Genomic DNA, 23,776 nt, shown 5'->3' on the forward strand with positions numbered 1-23,776 from the left:
TATGGATTATCTGACGCTCATCCAAATCCTCGACAGCACCGTGCGCCTTGCTACACCGCTGTTGCTCACCTGTCTTGCGGGGCTGTTTTCAGAACGCGCAGGGGTCGTGGACATCGGCCTAGAGGGCAAATTGCTCGCGGCGGCCTTCCTCGCGGGGGCGGCCTCCTACGTAACAGGCTCCATCTGGATCGGCCTCTTGGCGGGTATCGGCGGCTCTCTCGCCTTTTCAATGCTCCATGGTCTGGCCTCCATCACCTTTAAGGGCGATCAGCTCATTTCGGGCGTGGCGCTGAACTTTCTCGCTGCGGGCTTGACAGTCGTGGTAGGGCAATCGTGGTTCCATCTCGGCGGACGCACCCCACCATTGACGGGCAACGGACGTTTTCAGGAATGGAACCTGCCATTCTCGGATCAACTGGCCGATGTGCCCTTCCTCGGGCCGCTCTATGATGACCTGATCTCGGGCCACACGGCGCTGACCTATCTGGCCATTCTTGCGGTTCCACTGTCGTGGTGGGTCCTCTACCGCACGCGCTTTGGTCTGCGTCTACGCGCAGTGGGCGAAAACCCCTCAGCCGTAGACACCGCGGGCATCTCGGTGGTCAAACTGCGCTTCGCCGCTTTGGTGATCGCGGGCATCCTGTGCGGTATGGCAGGCACCTATCTGGCCTCGCTCGCCGCCGGCTTCGTCAAAGATATGTCGGCAGGACGCGGCTACATCGCCCTTGCGGCACTGATCTTTGCGAAATGGCGGCCATGGTATGCACTATCTGCCACGCTTCTGTTCGGCCTGTTGGAAGCTCTGGGCAACCGCTACCAGTCAATCTCACTGGGCGATGTCACGATCCCTGTGCAGTTCATGCAAGCCCTGCCCTATATCCTGACCGTGATCATCCTCGCAGGATTCGTCGGCAAGGCGATCCCGCCACGCGCTGGCGGCCAGCCTTACGTCAAAGAACGCTGACAACAGGTCACAACACACGAAAAGCGGGGCTTCGGCTCCGCTTTTCTCGTTTAATGGCAGGCTTGGGTTTGACGCGGCGCGCGATTCATTGCATTCCTGAATAAACGCACGCGGAAAGTAGCCCACATGCAGATTTTCCTGCCCATCGCCGAAGTCTCCATAAACGCTTTTGTCCTCTTGGGACTTGGTGGTCTCGTCGGCATTCTATCGGGTATGTTCGGAGTGGGGGGCGGTTTCCTCATCACGCCACTTCTGTTTTTCGTCGGCATTCCTCCCGCAGTCGCCGTGGCCACCTCCGCCAACCAGATCGTCGCCTCCTCCGTCTCAGCCGTGCTTGCACACCTCAAACGGAAAACCGTCGACCTGCGTATGGGAATGGTGCTGTTGATCGGAGGCCTAGTTGGCTCCGCCATCGGGATGCAGATTTTCAACATGCTCAAGGCGATCGGCCAAGTCGATTTGCTTGTCACCCTATGCTACGTCGTCTTTCTCGGGATCATCGGCGCGCTGATGTTGGTAGAATCCCTACGCGCGCTCAAACGTGCCAAGGGACGCCCCGGAGCGCGTCGAGAGCGGACCAAACACACATGGGTTCACAACCTCCCCCTCAAGATGAAGTTCCGCACCTCCGGTCTCTATATCTCCGTCATCCCTCCGCTCGGCGTGGGCGTATTGGTGGGGATGCTCGCCGCGATCATGGGCGTGGGCGGCGGCTTCATTATGGTGCCCGCAATGATCTACCTCATCGGGATGCCGACAAAGGTCGTGATCGGCACGTCTCTCTTCCAGATCATTTTCGTCACCGCCTTTACCACCATGTTGCATGCCGTCACCAACCAGACGGTCGACATCATGCTTGCGGTGCTGCTGCTCATCGGCGGTGTGATCGGCGCACAGTTCGGCACCCAGATCGGCCTGAAACTTAAAGCCGAACAGTTGCGCATTCTCTTGGCGCTCTTGGTTCTGATTGTCTGTCTCAAACTAGGCATCGACTTGCTCCTCACGCCCTCCGAACTCTTCTCGTTGGGGCAATGATATGATGCGCCTCGCTCCCCTTGTCTTTCTCGCGGCCCTATTGGCGCCCCTTGCGGCACAGGCCGAAGAGGTTGTCGCCGCCCTTAGCCAGAACCGGATCTCGATCACCGCAAATTTCGACGGGTCGGAAATCCTTATTTTTGGAGCAGTAAAGCGCGAAGCCCCTGTCCCCGATGAAACCCCTCTAGACGTCATCATCACTGTTGCAGGGCCACAGCAGGTCGAAACCATCCGCCGCAAAGACCGCCGCTTTGGCATCTGGGTCAACGTCGAAAACACCATCATCGGCCACGCCCCAACCTTTTACGAAGTGGCCTCATCACGTCCGCTCAGCATGTCCATGACCCCGCTGACAGATAGTCTGTGGAAGATCACCCCCGACACACACATCCTACCCGGAATGCGCGGCGCACCATCGCGTGAGGCGCTCTTGCGTCTGCGCAAGGCCGCCGATCTCTATCACGTGCGCGAAGGCGCGATTGAAGTGGAACAAGACACCTTGTTCTCGACCTCGGTTACGCTACCGTCGAACCTTGTTGAGGGAAAATACACCACGCGCATTTTCTTGTTACGCGGTGGAGAGGTGATCGACAGCTACACCACCTCGATCAACGTGCAAAAGGTTGGCATCGAGCGTTGGTTCTACCGACTCGCCCAGGACCACGCCTACCTGTATGGCATACTGGCACTGGTGATCGCGGCGCTATCGGGATGGATTGCCTCCGAGGGGTTCCGCCTACTCAGACGCTAACCCCGCGTCTCACAACCCGTTATCGTCCTGCATTTCCAAAGCAAAGCCAGCCGCTTGTTGCTGCGTCAAATCAGAGACATCCAACGGATCGGTTGGCTTGGCCAGGCGCGCTCGTGTTACCCAAAACAGCCGCTTTTCCGCCCGCGTGATCGCCACATAGGCCAGACGTTTCCACAGTGGAATACCCGCCTCCATCCGCCCCGCCCGTGCTGCGGCGTAGAGGTCAGGCGCGAAGACCTGCACATTCTCCCATTGCGAGCCCTGCGCCTTGTGAATGGTGACAGCGGCACCATGCAGGAACGTCGCGCCCATCCGCGCGGCAAAGGGAATGAACGGCTCTTCTTCGTCGGGAAACTCGATTTTCACAATTGAGGCAGCTGAGATATTGGGATCTTCCGCACCCATCACATGCAGCCGCGAAAATCCAGGCTTTCGTCCTGGTCCCAAATAGACAACCTGCGCGCCTTTGATGAGACCGCGTGCCTCAAGGTCGAGACGTTTCTTGCGATGTTTGGCGGGCAATTCGATCCCGTCACAAATCAGCGGCTCACCGGGGAGAAGCGCATCGGTGGGTGCATCGAACGCCCCACGAAATGCTTGGATCAATCGAATGCGCGTGGCATTACGCCAAACAAGCGTCGGCGAACGCGACATCAGATCGCTCTCCACCCGCTGCGCATAGACCACACGGTCATCCGTTTTCGCGGCCTCTTCGATCATCCGGTCGAACCGATCGTAGCTCAAATCGGGATCGGCCAGCGCGTGCGCCAGATCGAGAATGGGACTATCACTTTCTTGGCGGTGAATACGCGACAAAGCGTTGATCTGGGTCTCGGGCAACCGCTCGAACACCATTTCCCCCGCCTGATTGACAGGGGCAAGTTGCGCCGGATCACCGAACAAGACAAGGGTCGGAAAAATCTCTTGCAGGTCTTCGAACTGCTTTTTGTCCAACATCGAGGATTCATCGACAAATCCGATATCAAGCGGCTCTTCGCGCCGTTTCCACCCCGTAATAAAATCAGATCCACGCAGGCCCGCAGCCGCCAAGGCCCCCGGAATGGATTTGTTGTTCTGGTAAAACGCGCAGGCACGATCAAGTGCCTCTTCGCTCAGCCCCTCAACATCGACAGGCCGATCCCCCTGCCCCGCAAGCCACTCGGCAAGTTTCTCATATTCGGGGTCATAGACGGGCGTATAGAGAATGCGGTGGATTGTCGTCGCAGGTACACCGCGATTGCGCAACACCGAGGCCGCTTTGTTGGTGGGGGCGAGAATGGCCAAGGTGCGCCTGTCACGACGCTTGCGCCCTTCCCAGTCACCCGACACGACATCAACGCCCGCGTCCTCAACCGCCTTATACAGCTGCGCGAGCAAAAGCGTTTTGCCCGATCCCGCCTTCCCAATCACAGCACGCACAGCGCTGCGCTCATCCTCGCGCGGGGTGAGAATACCATCGTCCAGATCAACCCCCGCAGCTTTGAGCAACGCACTAACAGCGTCGAAGGCTTCGGCTTGATCTTCGGAGTAAATAACAGGTGTTTCAGACATGCGACGACCCTACAGGGCCGCCGCATCAGGTGCCAGTCACGAAGCGTGAGATTTACGCTGTCGCACGCATCTTGTCGTCGATCACACGGCCAAAAGATTGGTTAAACCAAAATTCTGACAACGCAGGAGATACCTTGGCCCGATTGCCAATTTTGGCGCGTGCTTCCTCGGTAAACTCCCAAAGGCCAACGCTGATCATATCGCGTCCTTCGCCTTGGGAGCCGAGGATTTCGGGAGATGAGCCGATCGCACGGTAGATACGCACCATGCGCGCATCGAACACACCAACGTAATGCTCAACATTGAATTGGCGCATCACCTCGCCCCCACCAAGCATCAACGCAGCAGCGACGCGACTATCCGCGCTTGCCCCGAGACAGAAACGTGTGCATTCCCAAATAAGCGGGCTTTCGATCCGAACGCCATCCATCAAGTCAATGAAGTGGTCATTCACCATCGTGTTCCCCGTGGTCGGCAAAAGCCGCATTGAACCACCGTGGGTTCCATTGGCGTTTTTCCAGATCACGTAGAGGGGATTGAGATCGTCATACTCGTCTCGCTCCTCCCCATTATCGTTAACGCTCACTTCCCATCCAAGACGGCGCTTAAACTGATCCGCGCGGTCACGGAACATTGTATCACGCAGTGTTGGGTACATATGAAGTTCGTCGGCATAAATGTAGTGCAGCATAATGAAGACTCCTATCAGGTAGAATTTGGAAATATGGGCAACCCGACTGGGCGCCTCACACTTCATGGAGTCGCAGGATTCTCTTTTAGGTTGAGTCGCGCAAGGGCTGTGCGGTTAGATCCCGCGCATAACCGAGTTAAATCACAATTGCCCCCGACGAAAGCGCACGTGCAACGGCATGGGTGGTATTAAGTGCACCCAATTTGTGACGAGCGGCTTCAATATAGACTCTCAGAGTGTGTTCCGAGATCTCCATTTTCTGTGCGGCCTGGGCTCGGCTCAAGCCATTTGCGAGGTAGGTCATGGCTGTTACCTCCCTTGGCGACAGAGGCTGCGCATAAACACCAACCGCATCTTTTTCGAACGCCAATGCCTTTTTATTGAATTCGTGGGCGAGGATAACCAAATCCCGCTCACTGCGTTTGATGAAACTTTCCCAGTTCGCATCGCTAGTGTCCTCATTCAACGTGAACAACGCAAATTGCCCGTTGGGGCCACGAACAGGGACAGTAAACCCTTGATTGCCCACACCATAGGCCAATGCATCAATGAAGAATGCACGTGCGGCCCGCGACGACCAGTCGAGCTGCTTCCAATTCACAGGCGTAAACCTTTGGAAACAACCAAAAATAACTGGATCTATCCGCAAATATTCGCGTTCGAGATATCGGTCCACCCATTCCGATGAATAAGTTCCGACACCAAATTGCTCACCTGTGCTGCTCACCCAATGATAAATAACATGTTTTACGCCCAACAAGTCCCGTAGAATAAGCGACGCACCTTGAAACTCTTCAAATGAGTCAACTTCCTGTATTGATTCCAGAAATTTTTCCAGCTCCGTAGTCATTTAGATCCATCAGTTCCTGCTGCCGACGCGCAGTGTCCCGTTTGAGGTCCGCTGCGGCCAAGAGGCATGCGTCTGTGAGAATGTCCGCCGTAGCGTCCATCCCCTTTTGCTCTGCGAATGAACGCAGATCTGCTAGAACATCAAGTATCCAATCGTCTCGCATGTCAAATCTCTCGCCTCGATAAGCTGGCTGGACTTTAACCTTACTACACGAAGGGAACTCGACGGAATTCGCAAATTCACACTCCCCAGAAATAGCGAGGGGAGTATTTTTAAGTAATTGTTAACATTAACTAGGACACTTTTAGCATACTTATTAGGAAGTTTTAATCAAATTTTATTCAACCTAAACGTGCAGAAAAGTAGACACAATCCGAATCAAAAAGGCCGCCCCCCTTTTTCAGGAGGCGGCACGCGCACAATAACACAAATCCGCGTTGGGAGTTACATCCCCAAAACATCTGACAGCGTTCGAAGTCCCGCCTTGGGAGACTGTACCAACACCGCCATATTTCCAGGCTTATGTTGATTGCGCAGCATTTTAAGGTGCGCGGCGGGAATGTCGTCCCACGAGAAGACTTCCGACATACAAGGATCAATCCGCTTCTCAATCATCAGGCGGTTGGCCGCGGCGGCCTGCTTGAGATGGGCGAAGTGCGATCCCTGAAGACGCTTTTGGTGCATCCACATGTAACGCACATCAAAGGTACAGTTAAAACCAGACGTCCCCGCACAGATCACAACCATCCCGCCCTTTTTGCAAACGAGCGTGGACACTGGGAAAGTCGCCTCACCCGGATGCTCAAACACGATATCGACGTTGTTGCCTTTGCCCGTGATCTCCCAAATCGCCGCGCCAAACTTACGCGCCTCTTTGAACCACTTGGCATATTCAGGCGTGTTCACCGTTGGCAGTTGCCCCCAACAGTCGAAGTCCTTCCGATTGATCACGCCCTTGGCCCCGAGCCCCATCACGAAATCACGTTTATCCTCGCCAGAGACGACGCCAATGGCATTGGCCCCTGCGGCCACGGCCAACTGGATCGCAAAAGAGCCAAGCCCCCCCGACGCGCCCCAGACCAGAACATTCTGACCGGGTTTCAATTCATGCGGATGGTGACCGAACAACATGCGATAGGCGGTGGCGAGTGTCAGCGTGTAGCAGGCACTTTCTTCCCACGTCAGATGTTGGGGGCGCGGCAGAAGTTGCTGCGCCTGAACGCGGGTGAACTGCGCGAATGAGCCATCAGGCGTCTCGTAGCCCCAAATGCGTTGCGAGGGCGAGAACATCGGATCGCCGCCGTTGCACTCCTCATCGTCACCATCATCTTGGTTACAGTGGATGACAACTTCATCGCCAACCTTCCAGTTTTTGACTTTGTCGCCCACAGCCCAAACGACACCTGACGCATCCGACCCCGCGATATGATAGTCAGCGCCGTGCCCGTCGAACGGGGAGATCGGCACGCCGAGGCCTGCCCAAACACCATTATAGTTCACGCCAGCGGCCATCACGAGGACAAGCACCTCGTGGCTATCAAGCTTGGGTGTCTCGACGACCTCTTGGACAAAGGACTTATCCGGCTCGCCATGACGTTCGCGTCGGATCGCCCATGCGTACATTTTGTCCGGCACGTGTCCCATCGGGGGGATTTCGCCAATCTCGTAGAGATCCTTTTTTTCGGCAGTGTAAACTGGCTGATCGGTATCGAGCGCCATTGGGGTGCCCTCCTTGCTAAGTTTCGGTGGGCGCCCGTGGGAAGGCACCCTGTCCTGCGCCGCAATGCAGAATCGCGGGCTCTCTGTAAGCAGAAATAGGATCAGCAAAGTAATATTGCAACTTTAATTTGCACATATTGGTAATTTTATAACCGAGCAAATGCAGAAAAAGTTCCTTTAACCCCCACTTTTCATGGCCATTTCGCGCCCACCCGTTGCAGAATAACCTTACGTAGCTTGAGAAAATCAGTCCCGCCGCACCGCGGCGAATTGACAAGGGCACAATATTCCACATAAAAACATCCAAAGGAAATATTATTGCCTTACGAATTTGAGGATTGCCATGAGTGACGCTAAAAACGCCCTTGATCGCGACAGCAAGCCAAGTGCAGCAACACGTCAGGCTTCTCAGTCCGATCGCCAAGCCGATCGTCAGGCTCAATTGTCCGATCGCCAAGCCGATCGTCCGTGGCTCTTTCGCACCTACGCAGGGCACTCCACCGCCAAAGCCTCAAATGAGCTGTACCGTGGCAACCTCGCAAAGGGTCAAACAGGTCTTTCGGTGGCGTTCGACCTCCCCACTCAAACGGGCTACGACAGCGATCATGAGTTGGCCAAAGGCGAAGTTGGAAAGGTCGGTGTACCTGTCTCCCACTTGGGCGATATGCGGATGCTCTTTGACGACATCCCGCTCGAGAAAATGAACACCTCGATGACGATTAACGCGACAGCGCCGTGGTTGCTCGCGCTCTATATCGCCGCAGCCGAAGAACAAGGCGCGGACATCACCAAGCTGCAAGGCACGGTGCAAAACGACATCATCAAGGAATACCTGTCACGCGGCACCTATGTCTGCCCGCCCAAACCGTCCTTGCGCATGATCACCGATGTGGCCGCCTATACCCGCGAACACCTGCCGAAATGGAACCCGATGAACGTCTGTTCCTATCACCTGCAAGAGGCAGGTGCGACGCCGGAGCAGGAACTGGCCTTTGCCTTGGCCACCGCCATCGCTGTGCTGGATGACCTCAAAACCAAAGTCCCGACCGAGGCCTTCCCCACGATGGTCGGTCGCATCTCCTTTTTCGTGAATGCGGGCATCCGTTTTGTCACCGAGATGTGCAAGATGCGCGCCTTCATCGAACTGTGGGACGAGATCACCCGCGACCGCTACGGCGTCACCGACCCGAAATTCCGCCGTTTCCGCTACGGGGTGCAGGTCAACTCCCTCGGCCTGACCGAACAACAGCCGGAGAACAACGTATACCGCATCCTGATCGAGATGCTCGCCGTCACCCTGTCCAAGAATGCCCGCGCCCGCGCCGTGCAGCTTCCGGCATGGAACGAGGCGCTCGGTCTGCCGCGTCCCTTTGACCAACAATGGTCGCTGCGCATGCAACAAATCCTCGCCTATGAGACCGACCTGCTCGAATACGACGACCTGTTTGACGAGAACCCCGCCGTGGACCGCAAGGTCGCCGCGCTCAAAGAGGGCGCGCGCGCCGAGCTTGCCACCCTCGACGGGATGGGCGGCGCGATTGAAGCCATAGATTACATGAAGTCGCGTCTGGTCGAGGCCAACGCCGAACGCATCACAAAGATCGAAGGCGGCGAAACCGTCGTCGTTGGCGTCAACCGATGGACCGTGGGCGAGCCCTCCCCCCTCACCGCAGGCGACGGCTCCATTATGAAATCCGACCCCGCCGCAGAGGCCGACCAAATCGGACGGCTTGAGGCATGGCGCGCCCAGCGCGATGAAGCGGCCGTGCAAACCGCGCTCAAAAAACTCCGCGCCGCGTGCCAATCAAACGAAAACGTCATGCCCGCCTCCATTGAGGCAGCCAAAGCGGGCGCGACCACAGGCGAATGGGGCGATGTTGTGCGCGCAGTCTTTGGCCAGTATCGCGGCCCCACGGGCGTGTCGGCCAACCCGTCCAACCGCACCGAGGGGCTTGACGACATTCGCGCCGAAGTCTCCCGCGTTGCCACCGCACTGGGCCGCAAACCCAAATTTCTCGTCGGAAAACCTGGTCTCGATGGTCACTCCAACGGCGCCGAACAAATCGCCGCTCGCGCCCGCGATGTGGGCATGGACATCGAATACGAGGGCATTCGCCTCACCCCATCCGAAATCGTCAATGCGGCCAAACGCGACGGCGCGGATGTGGTTGGCTTGTCGATCCTGTCAGGCTCGCACCTGCCGCTCATCGCGGAACTGATGGAGCGGATGCGCGACGCGGGACTTGGCCACACCCCCGTCGTTGTGGGCGGCATCATCCCCGAAGAGGACGCAAAGACGCTGCGCGATATGGGCGTGGCTCAGGTCTACACACCTAAAGATTTCGAGCTGAACCGCATCATGTTCGACATCGTGGCGCTCGTTGATCCGACACCGTAAACACACGCGCACCCACGGATCACATCGCCGGCCCCATAAAAGAGCGCCCCGCAGCCTTCTGTTATGGGGCGCTACTCCTCGTCCAGTTTTTCGAGGGTTTGGACCAATTCGTCATAACTATAGCTGTCTTGGATCGGCCCCATATCGCCCGCAACAAATTCGGGATCATAGGCGACACAGCCAAGACCGCAAACCTGTGCGGCCACCATGTCTTGGGTGTCGATGTACCAAAGCCGCCCACCGGGAGTGGCAACCCAGCCGTCGATCCCCTCGGCCTCGTCGCCCTCCATGTCATCGCCAGAGGGCACTTCGTTATAGTAGTTCGGCGAATAGGCCCCGTGCGTATGGTAAGACGCAAGGATCGTCACCAACTCTTTGGGGTCTTTTGGGGTACAGCTGTCCGCACGGCCCTTTTTAGGCTTAGAGGACGTGAGCACACCCGCCTCGTCCAAACCGATATAGCCACAATACTCACGATTCTTGTCAATCGACACGGGCTGTAGCTGCGCAAAGAGCGCTTTGACAAAGGCCGTCTCTTCACTGTCTTGCGCACGAACACTCATGGGCAAAACTGCAAACCCCAATAACACCAACGTCAATCTATACATTTCATGCTCCCTCTGGCTTACTAAAGCCTAACACGTCCAACCGTAGGAGCCACCCAAATGCCAACGCCACATATTTCCGCCGCCAAAGGCGACATTGCCGAAACCGTTCTGATGCCTGGTGATCCCTATCGCGCAAAATGGGCTGCCGAGAATTTTCTCGACGGGGCCAAACTGGTCAACGAGGTGCGCGGCATGTTCGGCTTTACCGGCACCTATAAGGGCAACCCTGTCACCATCCACGGCTCTGGCATGGGGATGCCCTCGATCTCCATCTACGCCAACGAGTTGATCACCGAATACGGGGCCAAGACCCTGATCCGTATTGGCTCCTGTGGCGCGATGCAGGACTATATCAAGGTGCGCGACGTCATCATCGCCATGACCGCCACAACCATGGGCACAACTCCGTCCGTGGGGTTCTTCAAGGAAATCAACTACGCACCCTGCGCCGACTACGGGCTCTTGGAAAAGGCAGTTGCCTCCGCGCGCGGGCGTGATGTTGGCGTCCATGTCGGCAACATCTACTCGTCCGACGTGTTCTATGCCGAGCGCCCCGACCTCGACGAAGCCATGATCCGCCACGGCATTCTGGGGGTCGAGATGGAAGCGGCCGAGCTTTACACCGTCGCCGCCCGTCATGGCGTGCGTGCCTTGGGTGTGATGACCGTGTCCGACCACCTGCTGACGCACGAATCCCTGCCCTCCGACCAGCGCGAAAAGAGCTTTGGCGATATGGTCGAGATTGCGCTTGAGGCCGCGTTCTGATGGGATCGCTTCCCAAACGCAAAATCGGCACACATCACGTCAGCGCCATCGGATTCGGCGCAATGTCATTCGCGGGCTTTTTCGGCCCTGCGGATGACGCCGTGTCGATGCAAACGATGGCGGATGTGCTCGAGGTCGGGATCGACTTCTGGGACACGTCCAACATCTACGGCATGGGACGGTCCGAGACATTGATCGGACAGTTCTTTGCCCAAAACCCGCAAGCCTCAAAGGACGTGGTTCTGGCCACCAAGGCGGGCATCATTCCCGGACCGCCGCGCCGTTTTGACAACTCGGAGGACTACATCCGCGGCGAGCTTGACGCCTCGCTCAAGCGCCTGAACCGCGATCATGTCGAACTCTACTACATCCACCGCCGCGATCCCGATATCGCCGTGGAGGCGGTGGCCGAAACGATGGGCAAACTCATCGACGAGGGGTTGATCGGCGGGTGGGGTCTGTCCGAAGTCTCCCCCACCACAATAAGACGCGCCCATAACGTGACCCCCGTCATGGCGGTGCAAAACGAATATTCCCTGTGGTCGCGGCAACCCGAACTAGGCGTGCTTGGCACCTGTGCCGCCCTTGGCATCACCTTTGTGCCGTTTTCGCCCTTGGGGCGCGGTGTCCTGTCCGATGTGGACCTCAATCCGCCCACCTTCGAGGCACATGATTTCCGCAAAGCCAACCCGCGGTTCACAGAGCCGAACTGGTCGGACAATATGGAGCGGGTGCGGGCCTTTCGCACGCTTGCCGCCTCCAAAGGCCTGCCGACCTCGGCGCTCGCACTGGCGTGGGTGCTGAACCAAGGCGACCACATCATCCCGATCCCCGGATCTCGGACGGGCACGCATGTGCGCGACTGGCTCCAAGCGGCAACATTGGCCCTCTCACCCGCCGACATGGCCGAGATCGACGCAGTCTTGCCCGCAGGATGGGCCTATGGCGACCGTTACGCGCCCGAGCAGCGTCAAGGCGTCGAGAATTTCGCTTAACTGCGCTTCAAAAACACAGAAAGCCCCGCCATCACGGCGAGGCTTATCTTTGACGTTATTTACGCCTTAAGCGGCGTAGTATTCGTACATCTCGTCGAGGGCATTTGTCGCAGAGGACGCGTCAGCGTCGGCTGTTTTCGCAGTGATCTTGCGCTCAGGGGCATAGTATTCATCCCAAACCAAAACGGGTGTTGCGGGAGTGAACTCTTTAGTGGGTTGAACAGTCATGTCTTGCTCCGATTGTCTGCCCCCCTTGGCTCACAATCTACGCATCGATCACGTCCGCACAATCCCACCTTTGCGCATAGTCGCCATGACAATGCCGCAACGCAGCAAGGTCATTTTGCGAGGGGGACAAGGCCATAAAGAGCACGACTCACATCACTGTGGCTTGCGCCAATTCAACTCACCTTTTTTGTATTCGGCATTATAGTCGCTTGCCACATTCGCCCCGAAATAAGACCAGCACACGGCCAGATCTCCGTCCTCGGGGAAGTTAATTTCGGTCACGCAATCGGTTAAGACATTTGGCCCAGCCAGATTCATGACGCCCTTGTCAGTCGCAAACTCAAGATTGTGCAGACCTTGTTCGAGACAAAGCGCCATCGTCTGTGACCCTTTTTGCGCAGAAATAAACATGTTCGTAATCCGCATGCGGGCAACATCCAATCGGGGCACATACACCGTCCGACCGGCCATCTTCGCCAATTCTGCTTGCGTATTTGGCAGGGGAGACAAGTCGGCGTCCACATATATCCCGCCGGTTTGATACAGGACGCAATAGCGGAACAGATCGGACTTCACCGCCGCGTTAGGAGCCGTATCGAATATGTCTCCCGCCTTCGCCCCTGAGGTCTCGACGATCAGATCGCGGGCTTCTTCCTCGTTGTAAAGGCGATGGTTTTCCGCGCCCACCAATGTGCGCCAACGGTCAACCTGTTGCGCCACATCCTCGGGAATATCTTTGTCCCAAAACTGGATAATCGACGCAGGCTGCCCCGTGGGCGTGAGGCGCTCAGCGTCCCATGCACGCCCCAAAATCCACGACAGTGTCCGCGCCGCACGGCGACGCGCAAATTTCAACTCCGCCTTGGAAAGCACCTGATCGACCAAGGATCGAGCGCCCTCAAAATCCCCCGCGGCAAACGCAAGGGCAGCCTTATCAAGTCTGGTTCTCGGCGCCGCATGTGTTCGGCAAATATCCAAGACCGTGGAGCGGCGCTCCTCAGAGAGAAGGCTGGAGAAATCGACGGCCTTATACAGAAACCCTTTACGCGCATCTACATTCTCCGCGAGGATTCTTTCTTGCTCTGGTCCGATCGTACCGCTCTTGGCGACGGCGTTGTAGATCTTGCGGCCTTGTCTCAAATCAATTCGCATGATTGCTCACACTCCAAAGCAGCCAGACCGACACAAGCGCCGTCTCCCGCGCACACTCAGACAGAAGCTTAGTGCGTTCTCTCAAGCATCAACTTTTTGATCTGGGCGATGGCCTTGGCGGGGTTGAGACCCTTTGGACAGGTTTTCGCACAGTTCATAATGGTGTGACAGCGGTAGAGTTTGAACGGGTCGTCGAGAGCGCTGAGACGTTCGCCTGTCGCCTCATCGCGGCTGTCGATGATCCAACGGTAAGCGTGCAAAAGCGCGGCTGGTCCGAGGTATTTGTCGCCATTCCACCAATAGGACGGGCACGAGGTGGTGCAGGACGCACACATCACGCATTCATACAGGCCGTCGAGTTTCTTGCGATCCTCAATGGACTGGCGCCATTCTTTGGCAGGGCGGTTTGTCTTGGTCTCCAACCACGGCATGATCGACGCGTGTTGCGCGTAGAAATGGGTCAGATCAGGGATCAAGTCTTTGACCACGGACATATGCGGCAGCGGGTAGATTTTCACATCGCCCTTGATCTCGTCCAAGCCGTAAATACAGGCGAGCGTGTTGATCCCGTCGATGTTCATCGCGCAAGATCCGCAGATCCCCTCGCGGCAGGACCGGCGGAAGGTCAGCGTTGGGTCGATCTCATTCTTGATCTTGATCAGCGCATCGAGAACCATCGGGCCACATTTATCCATGTCGAGGAAATAGGTGTCGACCGAGGGGTTCTTTTCCTCATCTGGATTGTAGCGATAAATCTGGAACTTTCGGACGTTGGTCGCGCCCTCAGGTTTTGGCCAGGTTTTACCCGTCACAATTTTCGAATTTTTGGGAAGGGTTAATTGTACCATTGCCTTATCCCCTTGTTTGTCGCCGGACTGACCGGCAGGAAGTTGAGTTTCGTAGCTGTCTGTGGTCTGGCATCGATCTCAAACCTACGGTGGAATATGTGGCGGAGGCGTACATGTCCCCTCCTACCCGAAAAGCCCGCTCAGACTAGACTGAGCGATACATGTGAGTGTCTCTGGTTCGCTGGCGATCTCGGTCACGGTCTGAACCGTTTCGTCGTCCACGCCCGTCACCGCCGCTTTCGCCAAAGTGACCAGTTGATCCATTTCCGCATTGTCCATGATGCAATCGACATAGACATCGGCATCTACGCCGGGAAACTTGTCGTTGATCACGGCTTTCACAACGGTTTTAGCGGTCGAGCGCGTGGTGTCCTCGACAAGCGACGACCCGTCGAAGCAGCCGGATAATCCGGTGAGCAGCAAAGCCGCCGCTGCGGTTTTCAAAACGAGATTACGGGCCATACTCAATTTCCTTTGATGCAATAGCCTGACCCACCGACAAAGACGGAGGAGCCACAGTCATAGGAAGTGTCACCGCTATAACCGCCCGACAATTCGGGAACGTAATCTTCGCGGTCTTGATAAACCGCTTCGACCTTTTTCACGGGAGCACCCTTGGCGATGCAGGTATTGATCGCGCTCGCGAGCTTTTCGCTCACATTCGCTCCGGCCAAGACCGTGTAGCTTGCGCCTGCCGCCGCTGGGGGCAGCATCTCGTAGCTGTTCTCAACACCCGCAGCCGCGACACAGGCCTGCATGGCCTTCTCGCTTCCCGGATCTTGGGAGGCAACCAAGGTGGTCTTGGTCGCGTGAGGCTGCGTTGCAGCACCGCCACCAGACGCCTGTGCAAGACAGGTCTTATAACGGCTTTCAATCAAGCCCTTCCCGAGACCTCGCCCGATCGCAGCACCCACAAAGGATGCGCCGCTTGTCTGACCGTAGGTTTGCGTTGACCGTGCTCGGCTCATCGACGCATCAAACTCCGCTTTGCACGCCGCGGCTGTTGTCGGCAAAGGGACAACAGAACCAACCGTGCAACTCGACAGTCCGAGCCCCGCAAGACCAACCAACACGGCCAGACGCAACATCAGAACGTCCTCGCTTTAGGCGCGATCGTCTTGGCACTGATGCCACCTTCTTTTTCGGTGGTCAGGCCCTTCTTGATCACATCGCGGTAAGACAGAGTGACCTTGGTGCCGTCAACACGCGATACGGTGTGGACACGCCACTTCTTATCATCGCGCTCAGGGTAATCCTCATGCGCGTGAGCACCGCGAGATTCTTTGCGGGCTTCCGCGCCGTGGATTGTGGCGAGGGCGTTGGGCATCAAGTTCGACAGCTCAAGTGTTTCCATCAGGTCAGAGTTCCAGATGAGCGAGCGGTCGGACACTTTGAGGTCGCCCATTTTCTCGGCCACTTTGGTCATCTTCTCGACACCCTCTTTGAGGGTCTTGTCGGTGCGGAACACCGCTGCGTCGGACTGCATGGTTTTCTGCATCTCAAGGCGCAGTTCCGCCGTTGGAATGCTGCCGTTTGCATGACGCAAGCCATCAAAACGATCAAACGCCGCATCCACGGACGCTTGGTTCGGCTCGGGGTTCGGCTCACCGGCTTTGATAATCTCGCCCGCGCGGATCGCAGCAGCGCGACCAAAGACCACGAGGTCGATCAACGAGTTGGAGCCCAAACGGTTCGCCCCGTGAACAGAGGCACAGCCCGCCTCACCCACAGCCATCAGACCCGGCACAACGGCCAACGGATCTTTGTCAGTCGGGTTGAGAACTTCGCCGTGATAGTTCGTTGGAATACCGCCCATGTTATAGTGCACAGTTGGCAGCACAGGGATCGGCTCCTTGGTCACATCAACGCCGGCGAAAATCTTCGCGGACTCGGAAATGCCGGGGAGACGTTCGGCCAGTGCTTCGGCAGGCAGGTGCGATAGGTTAAGGTGGATGTGATCCCCCTCTTCGCCCACACCGCGGCCTTCGCGGATTTCCATCGTCATCGAGCGGGACACGTAGTCACGGGGGGCGAGGTCTTTATAGGTCGGCGCATAGCGCTCCATGAAACGTTCGCCCTCGGAGTTGGTGAGATAACCACCCTCCCCGCGTGCGCCCTCGGTGATCAGACAGCCGGACCCGTAGATACCCGTTGGGTGGAACTGAACAAACTCCATATCCTGAAGCGCCAGACCCGCACGGGCCACCATGCCGCCGCCATCACCCGTGCAGGTGTGCGCAGACGTGGCGGAGAAGAACGCACGGCCATAGCCACCCGTGGCCAGAACGACCATCTTGGCCTTAAAGACGTGCATAGTGCCGTCATCGAGTTTCCAGCAGACAACACCCTGACACACGCCATCTTCGGACATGATCAGGTCGATAGCGAAATACTCGACGTAGAATTCGGCTTTCTCTTTGAGAGACTGACCGTAAAGCGTGTGCAGGATCGCGTGACCTGTGCGGTCAGCGGCGGCACAGGTGCGCTGCACGGGTGGGCCTTCGCCAAATTCGGTGGTGTGGCCGCCGAAAGGACGTTGGTAAATCTTGCCCTCTTCGGTGCGCGAGAACGGCACGCCGTAATGCTCAAGCTCGTACACCGCCTTGGGCGCTTCGCGAGCGAGGTATTCCATCGCGTCCGTGTCACCGAGCCAGTCGGAGCCTTTGACCGTGTCAAACATGTGCCACTGCCAGCTATCTGGCCCCATGTTGCCGAGCGAGGCGGCGATGCCCCCCTGTGCGGCAACAGTGTGGGAGCGGGTCGGGAACACTTTGGTCACACAGGCAGTGCGCAACCCCTGTTCGGCCATCCCGAGCGTCGCGCGAAGGCCGGAGCCGCCCGCACCAACCACAACCACGTCATATTCATGTGTTTCGTATTCGTATGCAGCTGCCATTGATTTTATTCCTTACAGCGCGAGTTTGACGAGCGCGAACAGGCCTGTGGCCATCAACGCATAGGAGAACATATTCACCGCAATGATGGAGAGCTTGCGCTTGAGCCCACCCACGTAGTCCTCAAGCAACACCTGTGCGCCGCGCATGAAATGCACAAAGCCGACAACAAGCGTCAGACCCGCAACAATCGAGGGGAAAGGACGCGAGTAATAGGCGACCGCTTCCTCATAGGTTCCGCCAAGCACGGAGCCAAAGGTGAAAATAAACAACGGCACGAGGATCAAAAGGCCGATGGAGGAAACGATCATGAACCAGTGATGCTCTGCGCCATGTCCGCCGGCACCCAAGCCTTCTGCTCTTTTACGGTCGGTAATAAACGACATTGATGCCTCCTTAAACCACGATGGCGGTGAAGATGGTGAGGATCGTGGCACCGATAAACATGCCGTATCCCATTTTCTCGGAAATCGCGACTTCAAGGCAGTAGCCGAAATCCCAGATCAAGTGCCGCAGACCACCAAGCAGGTGATACCAAAGCGCCCATACCGAGAGGATCATAATCAGATCGCCAAGCCAGCAGGTGATCAACCCGTCCACGACCTCAAAATAGGACGACGAGGTTGCTGCGGCCAAAAGCCACCAGACGATCAACATCGCGGCGAGGATAAGGGCATTGCCCGTAATCCTGACCATGATCGACGAGAGCGCCGTCATTTGAAGTCGATAGTACTGTCCGAACATAAAGGGCGATAGCGGGCGATTGTCGCCTTTAGCATCAGCCATGGCACTGTCCTTTCACGATTGATGCGGTCATAGGTTGGACCATCTATTGCGCGTTTTACACGCCAAGTCACCACCTGAGTGCGCTAACATCTTGCGAAAATTGACGCATAAGCAATGAAAATCGGCTTGTGTGATCACAAATAATCTGCTGTGATCACAAAATACCGAAAACGGCGTTGCGTTTGAAATCATAAGGAAAGATGTGGAAAGACCGTGTGGAATCGTCAGGTTTACGCGTACCTATCCGCCACGCGCGCCCCGACGTCCCACCCGAAATCTAGTTAATCGCTACGAGTTTGCATGCCGTGGGATGCACTCCGCGACGCGTATTCCCGACCTCAAAGAAATCCACCCGAAACCCCATTTCATCGAACCTCTGAAAGTCGAGCCACGCCGCCCGTGCGGCGTCAAAGTCCTCTTCAAATTTCGACACCGCAGGCGGGTTGAACCCGATCACCACGGTTTTGCGCGCGATACGGCAAAACTCCCGCGCAATCTCAATCCACTTGGACGGGTGCGCGTTAATGCGCACCCAAGCCCGTCGCATATTCGACTCACGCATCAGATATTTCCACATCACCTTACGCAGGCGCTCCTCGGGATACGCGCCCAACAGATACCCCTCCCGATACCGATCTGGCATCGGCGGGGTCCATTCCATCAATTCGTCGACTTTAAACTGCTTCACACGAGCCTCCACGCAACACGTCTTCAAAGAGATGTGTCGCGCAATATGACTAATATTGTGTTGCTATGAATGCAGTTAGATCGGCATCAACGCCCAGTAGTCGAGATCAAGCAGGACATCGGGGTGGTATTTGCCCGCGTCCGTTTTGAGCGCAAACTCGGGCGCACCGTGTTTATACGCCACTAGACGAAGGCGCACAGCACCGACACCGGGCGCAGATGTCTCCGCCTTATCCAACACTTCGGAATAGGCCCGCACCGTGTCGCCCGCAAAGCACGGGTTGGCATGCGCGCCGCCGTTCAGCCCCACGATCATCTGCGCATTGGCCAAACCGTTAAACGACAATGCCCGCGCCATGGAGATCACGTGACCACCATAGATCAGGCGCTTGCCATCCTCGCGGTTGGTCGCGTCGAAATGCACCTTGGCCGTGTTTTGCCACAGACGCGTCGCCACCATATGTTCGGCTTCCTCAATCGTCACACCATCCACATGGTCGATCTTTTCACCCACCTCATAATCGCCAAAGCGATGCGGCTCGCCTGCGAGGGTGAAATTGTATTCCGAGAAATCCAGCCCCTCAGGGATCACCAGATCCGTTGGATCTATCACATCGGCCAGATCGGGGATCACCGTCTCGGGTGCGGGCGCATCAAAGTCGCGTTTGCGCACCATCACCCAGCGCACATATTCAAGCACGGCCTCATCGCGCTGATTGAACCCCGTGGTGCGCACCCAGACCACCCCCGACTTGCCGTTGGAGTTCTGCTTGAGCCCGATCACCTCGGACACCGAACGCAGCGTGTCGCCCTCGAATACGGGACACAACCACCGCCCCTCGGCATAGCCAAGGTTTGCCACGGCATTCAGCGACACATCAGGAACGGTTTTTCCAAACACCACGTGAAAAGCGATCAAATCATCCAGAGGCGATTTCTCAAGGCCACAGGCCGCCGCAAACACGTCGGAGGAATAGAGCGCGTGACGGGCGGGATAGAGCGCATGATAGAGTGCGCGCTCGCCCCCCGACACCGTGCGCGGCACCGCATGCTCGATCACCTGACCGATGGCGTAGTCTTCGAAAAATCGTCCTGAATTGGTCTTCATCTCTCTACTCTTTCCATGGCTGTCGGGCGGATACCGCGTGGGCCTGCGCATTCCGCCCGATCAGGGGGCCTAAAGCTGACCCAATTTCACGTCGGGAGAATATTCCCCCTCCGTCTCCTTTATGACCGCCTGCGCACAGCGCATCTGCCCCGTGCTTTCGTCATAGGCGTAGGCGGGGGAGCCATACAGCTCCCACCCCTTGCTCAACGCCTCTGTCACCTTGTGACAAAAGGCGGATGTGTCATTCTCTGTGAGTAAACGATAGGCCCGCATCTCAGCCCCCCATTGGAAACGGTGACGGGCCGATCCACATGTGCAGGCCACCAATGACGAGATAGACCACCAAAGTGATGATCACCAAACGGACATCGCCCGCTTTCGATCCCCCTTCATAGGGCTGGTAATCCTTGTCCTGATTGTTGATCAGCGCCATTTCCAACAGCGCCCAGATCAACAGACCGCCGAACAGGATGATACTGGCCGTATCGTTATTGACCAACATATGCGCCACAGACCAGACCACCACGCCCGTCAGCATCGGATGGCGCATCTTGGAGCGCAGGCGGCTCTTGGAGTTGCCCAACCCGAACAGCCCCACGGACAAGAGCATCAACAGGTTATTGATGTGGCGAAAGAACTCGGGGGCGGCATAGAGGTCGTATGAATCGGCAGAGCGATAGCCCACAACCATCAACACCACAGAGGCCATCAGAACCAGCGCAATCGGCCCGCGCCCCTTGGCTCCCATTTTGGCCCGCATGGCAGGTGCGAGACGCTTGAAAAGGTGGACGCCGCTCCATAGCAGCACCCCGATAACGAGAAGGCTCATAGTATTCTCCCTGACTTCGTGCGGCGACTACCCCACGGATTGAATGGCTTGGTATTTGGCAAGTGTTGCCCGAGCCGTCACGATATGCAGGTTTTCCACGATTTTACCATCCACAACTGCCACACCTTCGCCCTTCGCCTCGGCCTCCTCAAAGGCGACGATCTGACGGCGGGCAAGGTCCACTTCGGCCTCGGAGGGCGCAAAGGCGGCATTGGCAATCTCAAGCTGCGCAGGGTGGATCAGCGTTTTGCCGTCAAACCCCATGTCACGCCCCTGCTCGCATTCCGCCTGCAACCCCTCATCATCCTTGAAGGCATTGTAAACCCCGTCGAGCGCCACCAACCCGTAGGCCCGCGCGGCGATCAGACACAGGTGCAGCCCGCCCATCATCGGCAGGCGGTCAGCGCGAAAACGCGTATTGAGCTCTTTGGCCAGATCATTGGTCCCCATCACGAAGCCCGCCATGCGCGGATGGGCGGCAATCTCGGCGGCGTTGATCATGCCAAGTGGTGTTTCCATCATCGCCCAGAGCGGCACCTCGGGAATGGCCTGCGCTAGCTCTTCGACCATCGCCGCGCTCTCCACCTTCGGCAGCAGGATGCCGTCGATATCCGCGCCCACAAACGCGGCCACATCATCGCGGCCCCATTGGGTGTCAAACCCGTTCACACGGACGATCTTGGCTCGATTGCCATAACCGCCCGCCTTCAACGTCTCGACGAGCAAGGCGCGCGCGTTGACCTTTTCCTCAGGCGCCACCGCGTCCTCAAGGTCGAACAGGATCGCATCACAGGCGAGTCCCTTGGCTTTTTCCAAAGCGCGTTCTTTCGAGCCAGGGATATAGAGAGCGGAACGGTATGGGCGGGCCTGCGACATGGAGACTTCCTCGGGATTCTTTCGGTGAGCAATATTGTTGCGCAAGAGGCCACAAGTGCGCACCATTATGCAAGGGTAAATTTGCCGCAATGCAGAAAATCCACCCGATTACCGTCCGGAACGTCTTTACGTCAGCGCGTCAAAAATCAGCTTCACACCTGTAATCACAAGGAAAATATAGGCGAGCGCAAAGAACAGCTTGTCCGACATTTTATGGTGCAGATACGCCCCGACCAAAACGCCAAGGATGGCAAAGGGAAATAGCATCGCATCCGCTTTGAACGTGTCCGCGCTAAAAATTCCGAGGTAAAAATAGGGAATGAATTTCAGCAGATTCACCGCCCAGAACACGATTACCGAAGTGGCTTGGTAGGTGGTCTTGTCCATCTTGTGACTGAGCATATACACGGCGGCAGGTGGCCCGCCCGCGTGGCTGATGAACGAGGTGAACCCCGTCACCATGCCCCAGAACAAACCGCCCTTCGTGCCCATCTTAACCTTCGGCTGCGGCAACCACCCTTTGGCTTTCGCGCCTTGGTAGGCCACGAACCCGACCGCCACGACCCCGATCAGAAAGCGGAACACATCGGGCGAGGCGATCCCGTAAAGCACACCACCAAGCACAATCCCCGGAACGGCACCGATGATCAACCGTTGCGCCACGGCCCAATCCCACTTGCGCCAGAACACCCGAATGGCCGTCACATCCATGATCATCAACAGCGGCAACATCAGCCCTACCGCCTGACCCGGCGTGAGAATCAATGCCAAAAACGGCGTGGCCGCAAAAGCCGCCGCCGAGCCAAATCCCCCCTTCGACATCCCTGCGAAAATAACGGCGGGAATAGCGAAGGCAAAAAAATATGCGTCGAAAAGCATGAGGAAATCCAATGTGTTCAGAGACAACTATCCCTAATGAATAAGGACTCGTTATCGCTAACGCTATAATAATCGCATGTGTTCTGCGGCGCAGCGGGCTTGCACGGATGCAGGGAACGGGCTACCCATGCGCCCGATTTCATCGTGATTTCGACCAACAAACTGGAGTTATGAAAATGGCCAGACCAAAGATTGCCCTTATCGGCGCAGGTCAAATCGGCGGCACGCTCGCCCACCTCGCAGCAATCAAAGAACTCGGCGACGTCGTCCTGTTCGACATCGCAGAAGGCACCCCACAGGGGAAGGCCCTCGACATCGCAGAGTCCGGTCCCTCCGAAGGCTTCGATGCCACGCTCAAAGGCACCACCGACTACGCTGACATCGCAGGCGCAGATGTCTGCATCGTCACTGCAGGTGTCCCCCGCAAACCCGGCATGTCGCGCGACGACCTGCTCGGCATCAACCTCAAGGTTATGAAATCCGTTGGCGAAGGCATCAAAGAACATGCTCCAAACGCCTTCGTGATCTGCATCACCAACCCGCTCGACGCAATGGTCTGGGCGCTGCAACAGTATTCCGGTCTGCCCACCAACAAAGTGGTCGGCATGGCAGGCGTTCTCGACTCCGCCCGCTTCCGTCACTTCCTCTCGGTGGAATTCAACGTCTCCATGAAAGACGTCACAGCCTTCGTTCTCGGCGGTCACGGCGACACCATGGTGCCCTCCACACGTTACTCCACAGTTGGCGGCATCCCGCTCCCCGATCTGGTGGAAATGGGTTGGACCACTCAGGAAAAACTCGACGCGATCATTCAGCGCACCCGTGACGGCGGCGCCGAAATCGTTGGCCTGCTGAAAACCGGCTCCGCCTTCTACGCCCCTGCCACCTCCGCAATCGAGATGGCCGAAGCCTACCTCAAAGACCAACGTCGCCTCCTGCCCTGTGCAGCTTACTGCGACGGTGAGCTTGGCCTTGACGGCTTCTACGTCGGCGTGCCCACCATCATCGGCGCAAACGGCATCGAAAAAGTTGTCGACATCAAACTGTCCAAAGACGAGCAAGCCATGTTCGACAAATCGGTCGACGCAGTCAAAGGCCTCGTTGAAGCCTGTAAAGCCATCGACGCCAATCTGGGCTAATCGGCCCACAGGTCTCGACACAG

26 protein-coding genes are annotated in these 23,776 nt (G+C 57.1%); 7 read left to right on the forward strand and 19 right to left on the reverse strand.

Annotation, left to right across the window (positions count from 1 at the left end):
• The first annotated feature begins 1 nt into the window (after position 1).
• The 3 genes from ACN0TS_RS14675 to ACN0TS_RS14685 all read left to right on the forward strand — a co-directional run bounded on the left by ACN0TS_RS14675 (position 2) and on the right by ACN0TS_RS14685 (position 2,750).
• On the forward strand, positions 2-964 hold the full coding sequence (locus ACN0TS_RS14675; RefSeq protein ID WP_417260117.1) for an ABC transporter permease: 963 nt from the start codon (positions 2-4) through the stop codon (positions 962-964).
• Between the two features lie 126 nt (positions 965-1,090).
• The gene (locus ACN0TS_RS14680) at positions 1,091-1,999 is read left to right on the forward strand and encodes a sulfite exporter TauE/SafE family protein (protein ID WP_417260118.1); all 909 of its coding nucleotides are present in this window, start codon (positions 1,091-1,093) and stop codon (positions 1,997-1,999) included.
• A gap of 1 nt (position 2,000) precedes the next feature.
• The gene (locus ACN0TS_RS14685) at positions 2,001-2,750 is read left to right on the forward strand and encodes a TIGR02186 family protein (protein WP_417260119.1); all 750 of its coding nucleotides are present in this window, start codon (positions 2,001-2,003) and stop codon (positions 2,748-2,750) included.
• Positions 2,751-2,759: 9 nt separating this feature from the next.
• On the opposite strand, the gene ACN0TS_RS14690 is transcribed toward ACN0TS_RS14685, so the two are convergent.
• From ACN0TS_RS14690 to ccrA, 4 genes are all read right to left on the reverse strand, one after another.
• The gene (locus tag ACN0TS_RS14690; RefSeq protein WP_417260120.1) at positions 2,760-4,301 is read right to left on the reverse strand and encodes an ATP-dependent DNA helicase; all 1,542 of its coding nucleotides are present in this window, start codon (positions 4,299-4,301) and stop codon (positions 2,760-2,762) included.
• A gap of 52 nt (positions 4,302-4,353) precedes the next feature.
• Positions 4,354-4,992, reverse strand: coding sequence for an acyl-homoserine-lactone synthase (locus ACN0TS_RS14695; RefSeq protein WP_417260121.1), 639 nt, complete (start codon positions 4,990-4,992; stop codon positions 4,354-4,356).
• A 136-nt stretch (positions 4,993-5,128) separates the two neighbouring features.
• Positions 5,129-5,842, reverse strand: a complete 714-nt coding sequence (locus ACN0TS_RS14700; protein WP_417260122.1) for a helix-turn-helix transcriptional regulator — start codon at positions 5,840-5,842, stop codon at positions 5,129-5,131.
• Positions 5,843-6,286: 444 nt separating this feature from the next.
• A complete protein-coding gene (gene ccrA / locus ACN0TS_RS14705; RefSeq protein WP_417260123.1) occupies positions 6,287-7,561 on the reverse strand; it encodes a crotonyl-CoA carboxylase/reductase in 1,275 nt (424 codons plus the stop codon).
• A gap of 343 nt (positions 7,562-7,904) precedes the next feature.
• On the opposite strand from ccrA, the gene ACN0TS_RS14710 reads away from it, so the two are divergent.
• Complete coding sequence (locus tag ACN0TS_RS14710; RefSeq protein ID WP_417260124.1) at positions 7,905-9,959, forward strand: methylmalonyl-CoA mutase family protein; 2,055 nt, start codon at positions 7,905-7,907, stop codon at positions 9,957-9,959.
• A 71-nt stretch (positions 9,960-10,030) separates the two neighbouring features.
• Here the strand turns inward: ACN0TS_RS14710 and ACN0TS_RS14715 are convergent, their stop codons facing one another.
• Positions 10,031-10,567, reverse strand: coding sequence for a DUF4329 domain-containing protein (locus tag ACN0TS_RS14715; RefSeq protein ID WP_417260125.1), 537 nt, complete (start codon positions 10,565-10,567; stop codon positions 10,031-10,033).
• A 57-nt stretch (positions 10,568-10,624) separates the two neighbouring features.
• On the opposite strand from ACN0TS_RS14715, the gene deoD reads away from it, so the two are divergent.
• Together deoD and ACN0TS_RS14725 are read left to right on the forward strand one after the other, a co-directional pair.
• On the forward strand, positions 10,625-11,332 hold the full coding sequence (deoD, locus tag ACN0TS_RS14720; protein WP_417249599.1) for a purine-nucleoside phosphorylase: 708 nt from the start codon (positions 10,625-10,627) through the stop codon (positions 11,330-11,332).
• Positions 11,332-12,327: an aldo/keto reductase gene (locus ACN0TS_RS14725; RefSeq protein ID WP_417260126.1), complete on the forward strand. Its 996-nt coding sequence runs from the start codon at positions 11,332-11,334 to the stop codon at positions 12,325-12,327. Before deoD ends, ACN0TS_RS14725 begins: the two co-directional genes overlap by 1 nt.
• A gap of 66 nt (positions 12,328-12,393) precedes the next feature.
• Here the strand turns inward: ACN0TS_RS14725 and ACN0TS_RS14730 are convergent, their stop codons facing one another.
• From ACN0TS_RS14730 to ACN0TS_RS14795, 14 genes are all read right to left on the reverse strand, one after another.
• Complete coding sequence (locus ACN0TS_RS14730; protein WP_417260127.1) at positions 12,394-12,555, reverse strand: hypothetical protein; 162 nt, start codon at positions 12,553-12,555, stop codon at positions 12,394-12,396.
• Between the two features lie 153 nt (positions 12,556-12,708).
• Positions 12,709-13,707 (reverse strand): glycosyltransferase family 32 protein, encoded by a 999-nt coding sequence (locus tag ACN0TS_RS14735; RefSeq protein WP_417260128.1) that lies wholly within the window; start codon positions 13,705-13,707, stop codon positions 12,709-12,711.
• Between the two features lie 68 nt (positions 13,708-13,775).
• Positions 13,776-14,555, reverse strand: coding sequence for a succinate dehydrogenase iron-sulfur subunit (locus ACN0TS_RS14740; protein ID WP_417260129.1), 780 nt, complete (start codon positions 14,553-14,555; stop codon positions 13,776-13,778).
• Between the two features lie 123 nt (positions 14,556-14,678).
• Complete coding sequence (locus tag ACN0TS_RS14745) at positions 14,679-15,017, reverse strand: succinate dehydrogenase (protein ID WP_417260130.1); 339 nt, start codon at positions 15,015-15,017, stop codon at positions 14,679-14,681.
• Positions 15,018-15,019: 2 nt separating this feature from the next.
• Positions 15,020-15,643 carry a hypothetical protein gene (locus tag ACN0TS_RS14750; protein WP_417260131.1) on the reverse strand — a complete coding sequence of 208 codons (624 nt, stop codon included), beginning with the start codon at positions 15,641-15,643 and terminating at the stop codon, positions 15,020-15,022.
• Complete coding sequence (sdhA, locus tag ACN0TS_RS14755) at positions 15,643-17,451, reverse strand: succinate dehydrogenase flavoprotein subunit (RefSeq protein ID WP_417260132.1); 1,809 nt, start codon at positions 17,449-17,451, stop codon at positions 15,643-15,645. The genes ACN0TS_RS14750 and sdhA overlap by 1 nt, the downstream gene beginning before the upstream one ends.
• Positions 17,452-17,463: 12 nt before the next feature.
• The gene (sdhD, locus tag ACN0TS_RS14760) at positions 17,464-17,835 is read right to left on the reverse strand and encodes a succinate dehydrogenase, hydrophobic membrane anchor protein (RefSeq protein WP_417260133.1); all 372 of its coding nucleotides are present in this window, start codon (positions 17,833-17,835) and stop codon (positions 17,464-17,466) included.
• Positions 17,836-17,845: 10 nt separating this feature from the next.
• On the reverse strand, positions 17,846-18,235 hold the full coding sequence (sdhC, locus tag ACN0TS_RS14765; RefSeq protein ID WP_417260134.1) for a succinate dehydrogenase, cytochrome b556 subunit: 390 nt from the start codon (positions 18,233-18,235) through the stop codon (positions 17,846-17,848).
• 277 nt (positions 18,236-18,512) lie between these two features.
• Complete coding sequence (locus ACN0TS_RS14770; protein ID WP_417260135.1) at positions 18,513-18,923, reverse strand: hypothetical protein; 411 nt, start codon at positions 18,921-18,923, stop codon at positions 18,513-18,515.
• Positions 18,924-18,998: 75 nt separating this feature from the next.
• The gene (locus ACN0TS_RS14775; RefSeq protein ID WP_417260136.1) at positions 18,999-20,030 is read right to left on the reverse strand and encodes a MaoC family dehydratase; all 1,032 of its coding nucleotides are present in this window, start codon (positions 20,028-20,030) and stop codon (positions 18,999-19,001) included.
• 69 nt (positions 20,031-20,099) lie between these two features.
• Complete coding sequence (locus tag ACN0TS_RS14780) at positions 20,100-20,303, reverse strand: DUF1737 domain-containing protein (RefSeq protein WP_417260137.1); 204 nt, start codon at positions 20,301-20,303, stop codon at positions 20,100-20,102.
• A 1-nt stretch (position 20,304) separates the two neighbouring features.
• Positions 20,305-20,859, reverse strand: coding sequence for an NnrU family protein (locus tag ACN0TS_RS14785; RefSeq protein ID WP_417260138.1), 555 nt, complete (start codon positions 20,857-20,859; stop codon positions 20,305-20,307).
• Positions 20,860-20,886: 27 nt separating this feature from the next.
• Complete coding sequence (locus ACN0TS_RS14790) at positions 20,887-21,735, reverse strand: HpcH/HpaI aldolase/citrate lyase family protein (protein ID WP_417260139.1); 849 nt, start codon at positions 21,733-21,735, stop codon at positions 20,887-20,889.
• Positions 21,736-21,861: 126 nt separating this feature from the next.
• A complete protein-coding gene (locus ACN0TS_RS14795) occupies positions 21,862-22,614 on the reverse strand; it encodes a sulfite exporter TauE/SafE family protein (protein ID WP_417260140.1) in 753 nt (250 codons plus the stop codon).
• Positions 22,615-22,790: 176 nt separating this feature from the next.
• On the opposite strand from ACN0TS_RS14795, the gene mdh reads away from it, so the two are divergent.
• A complete protein-coding gene (mdh, locus tag ACN0TS_RS14800) occupies positions 22,791-23,753 on the forward strand; it encodes a malate dehydrogenase (RefSeq protein ID WP_417260141.1) in 963 nt (320 codons plus the stop codon).
• The last annotated feature ends 23 nt before the right edge of the window (positions 23,754-23,776 follow it).

Source organism: Celeribacter sp., assembly GCF_048266405.1.
In the GTDB taxonomy this organism is placed as follows: Bacteria; Pseudomonadota; Alphaproteobacteria; order Rhodobacterales; family Rhodobacteraceae; genus Celeribacter.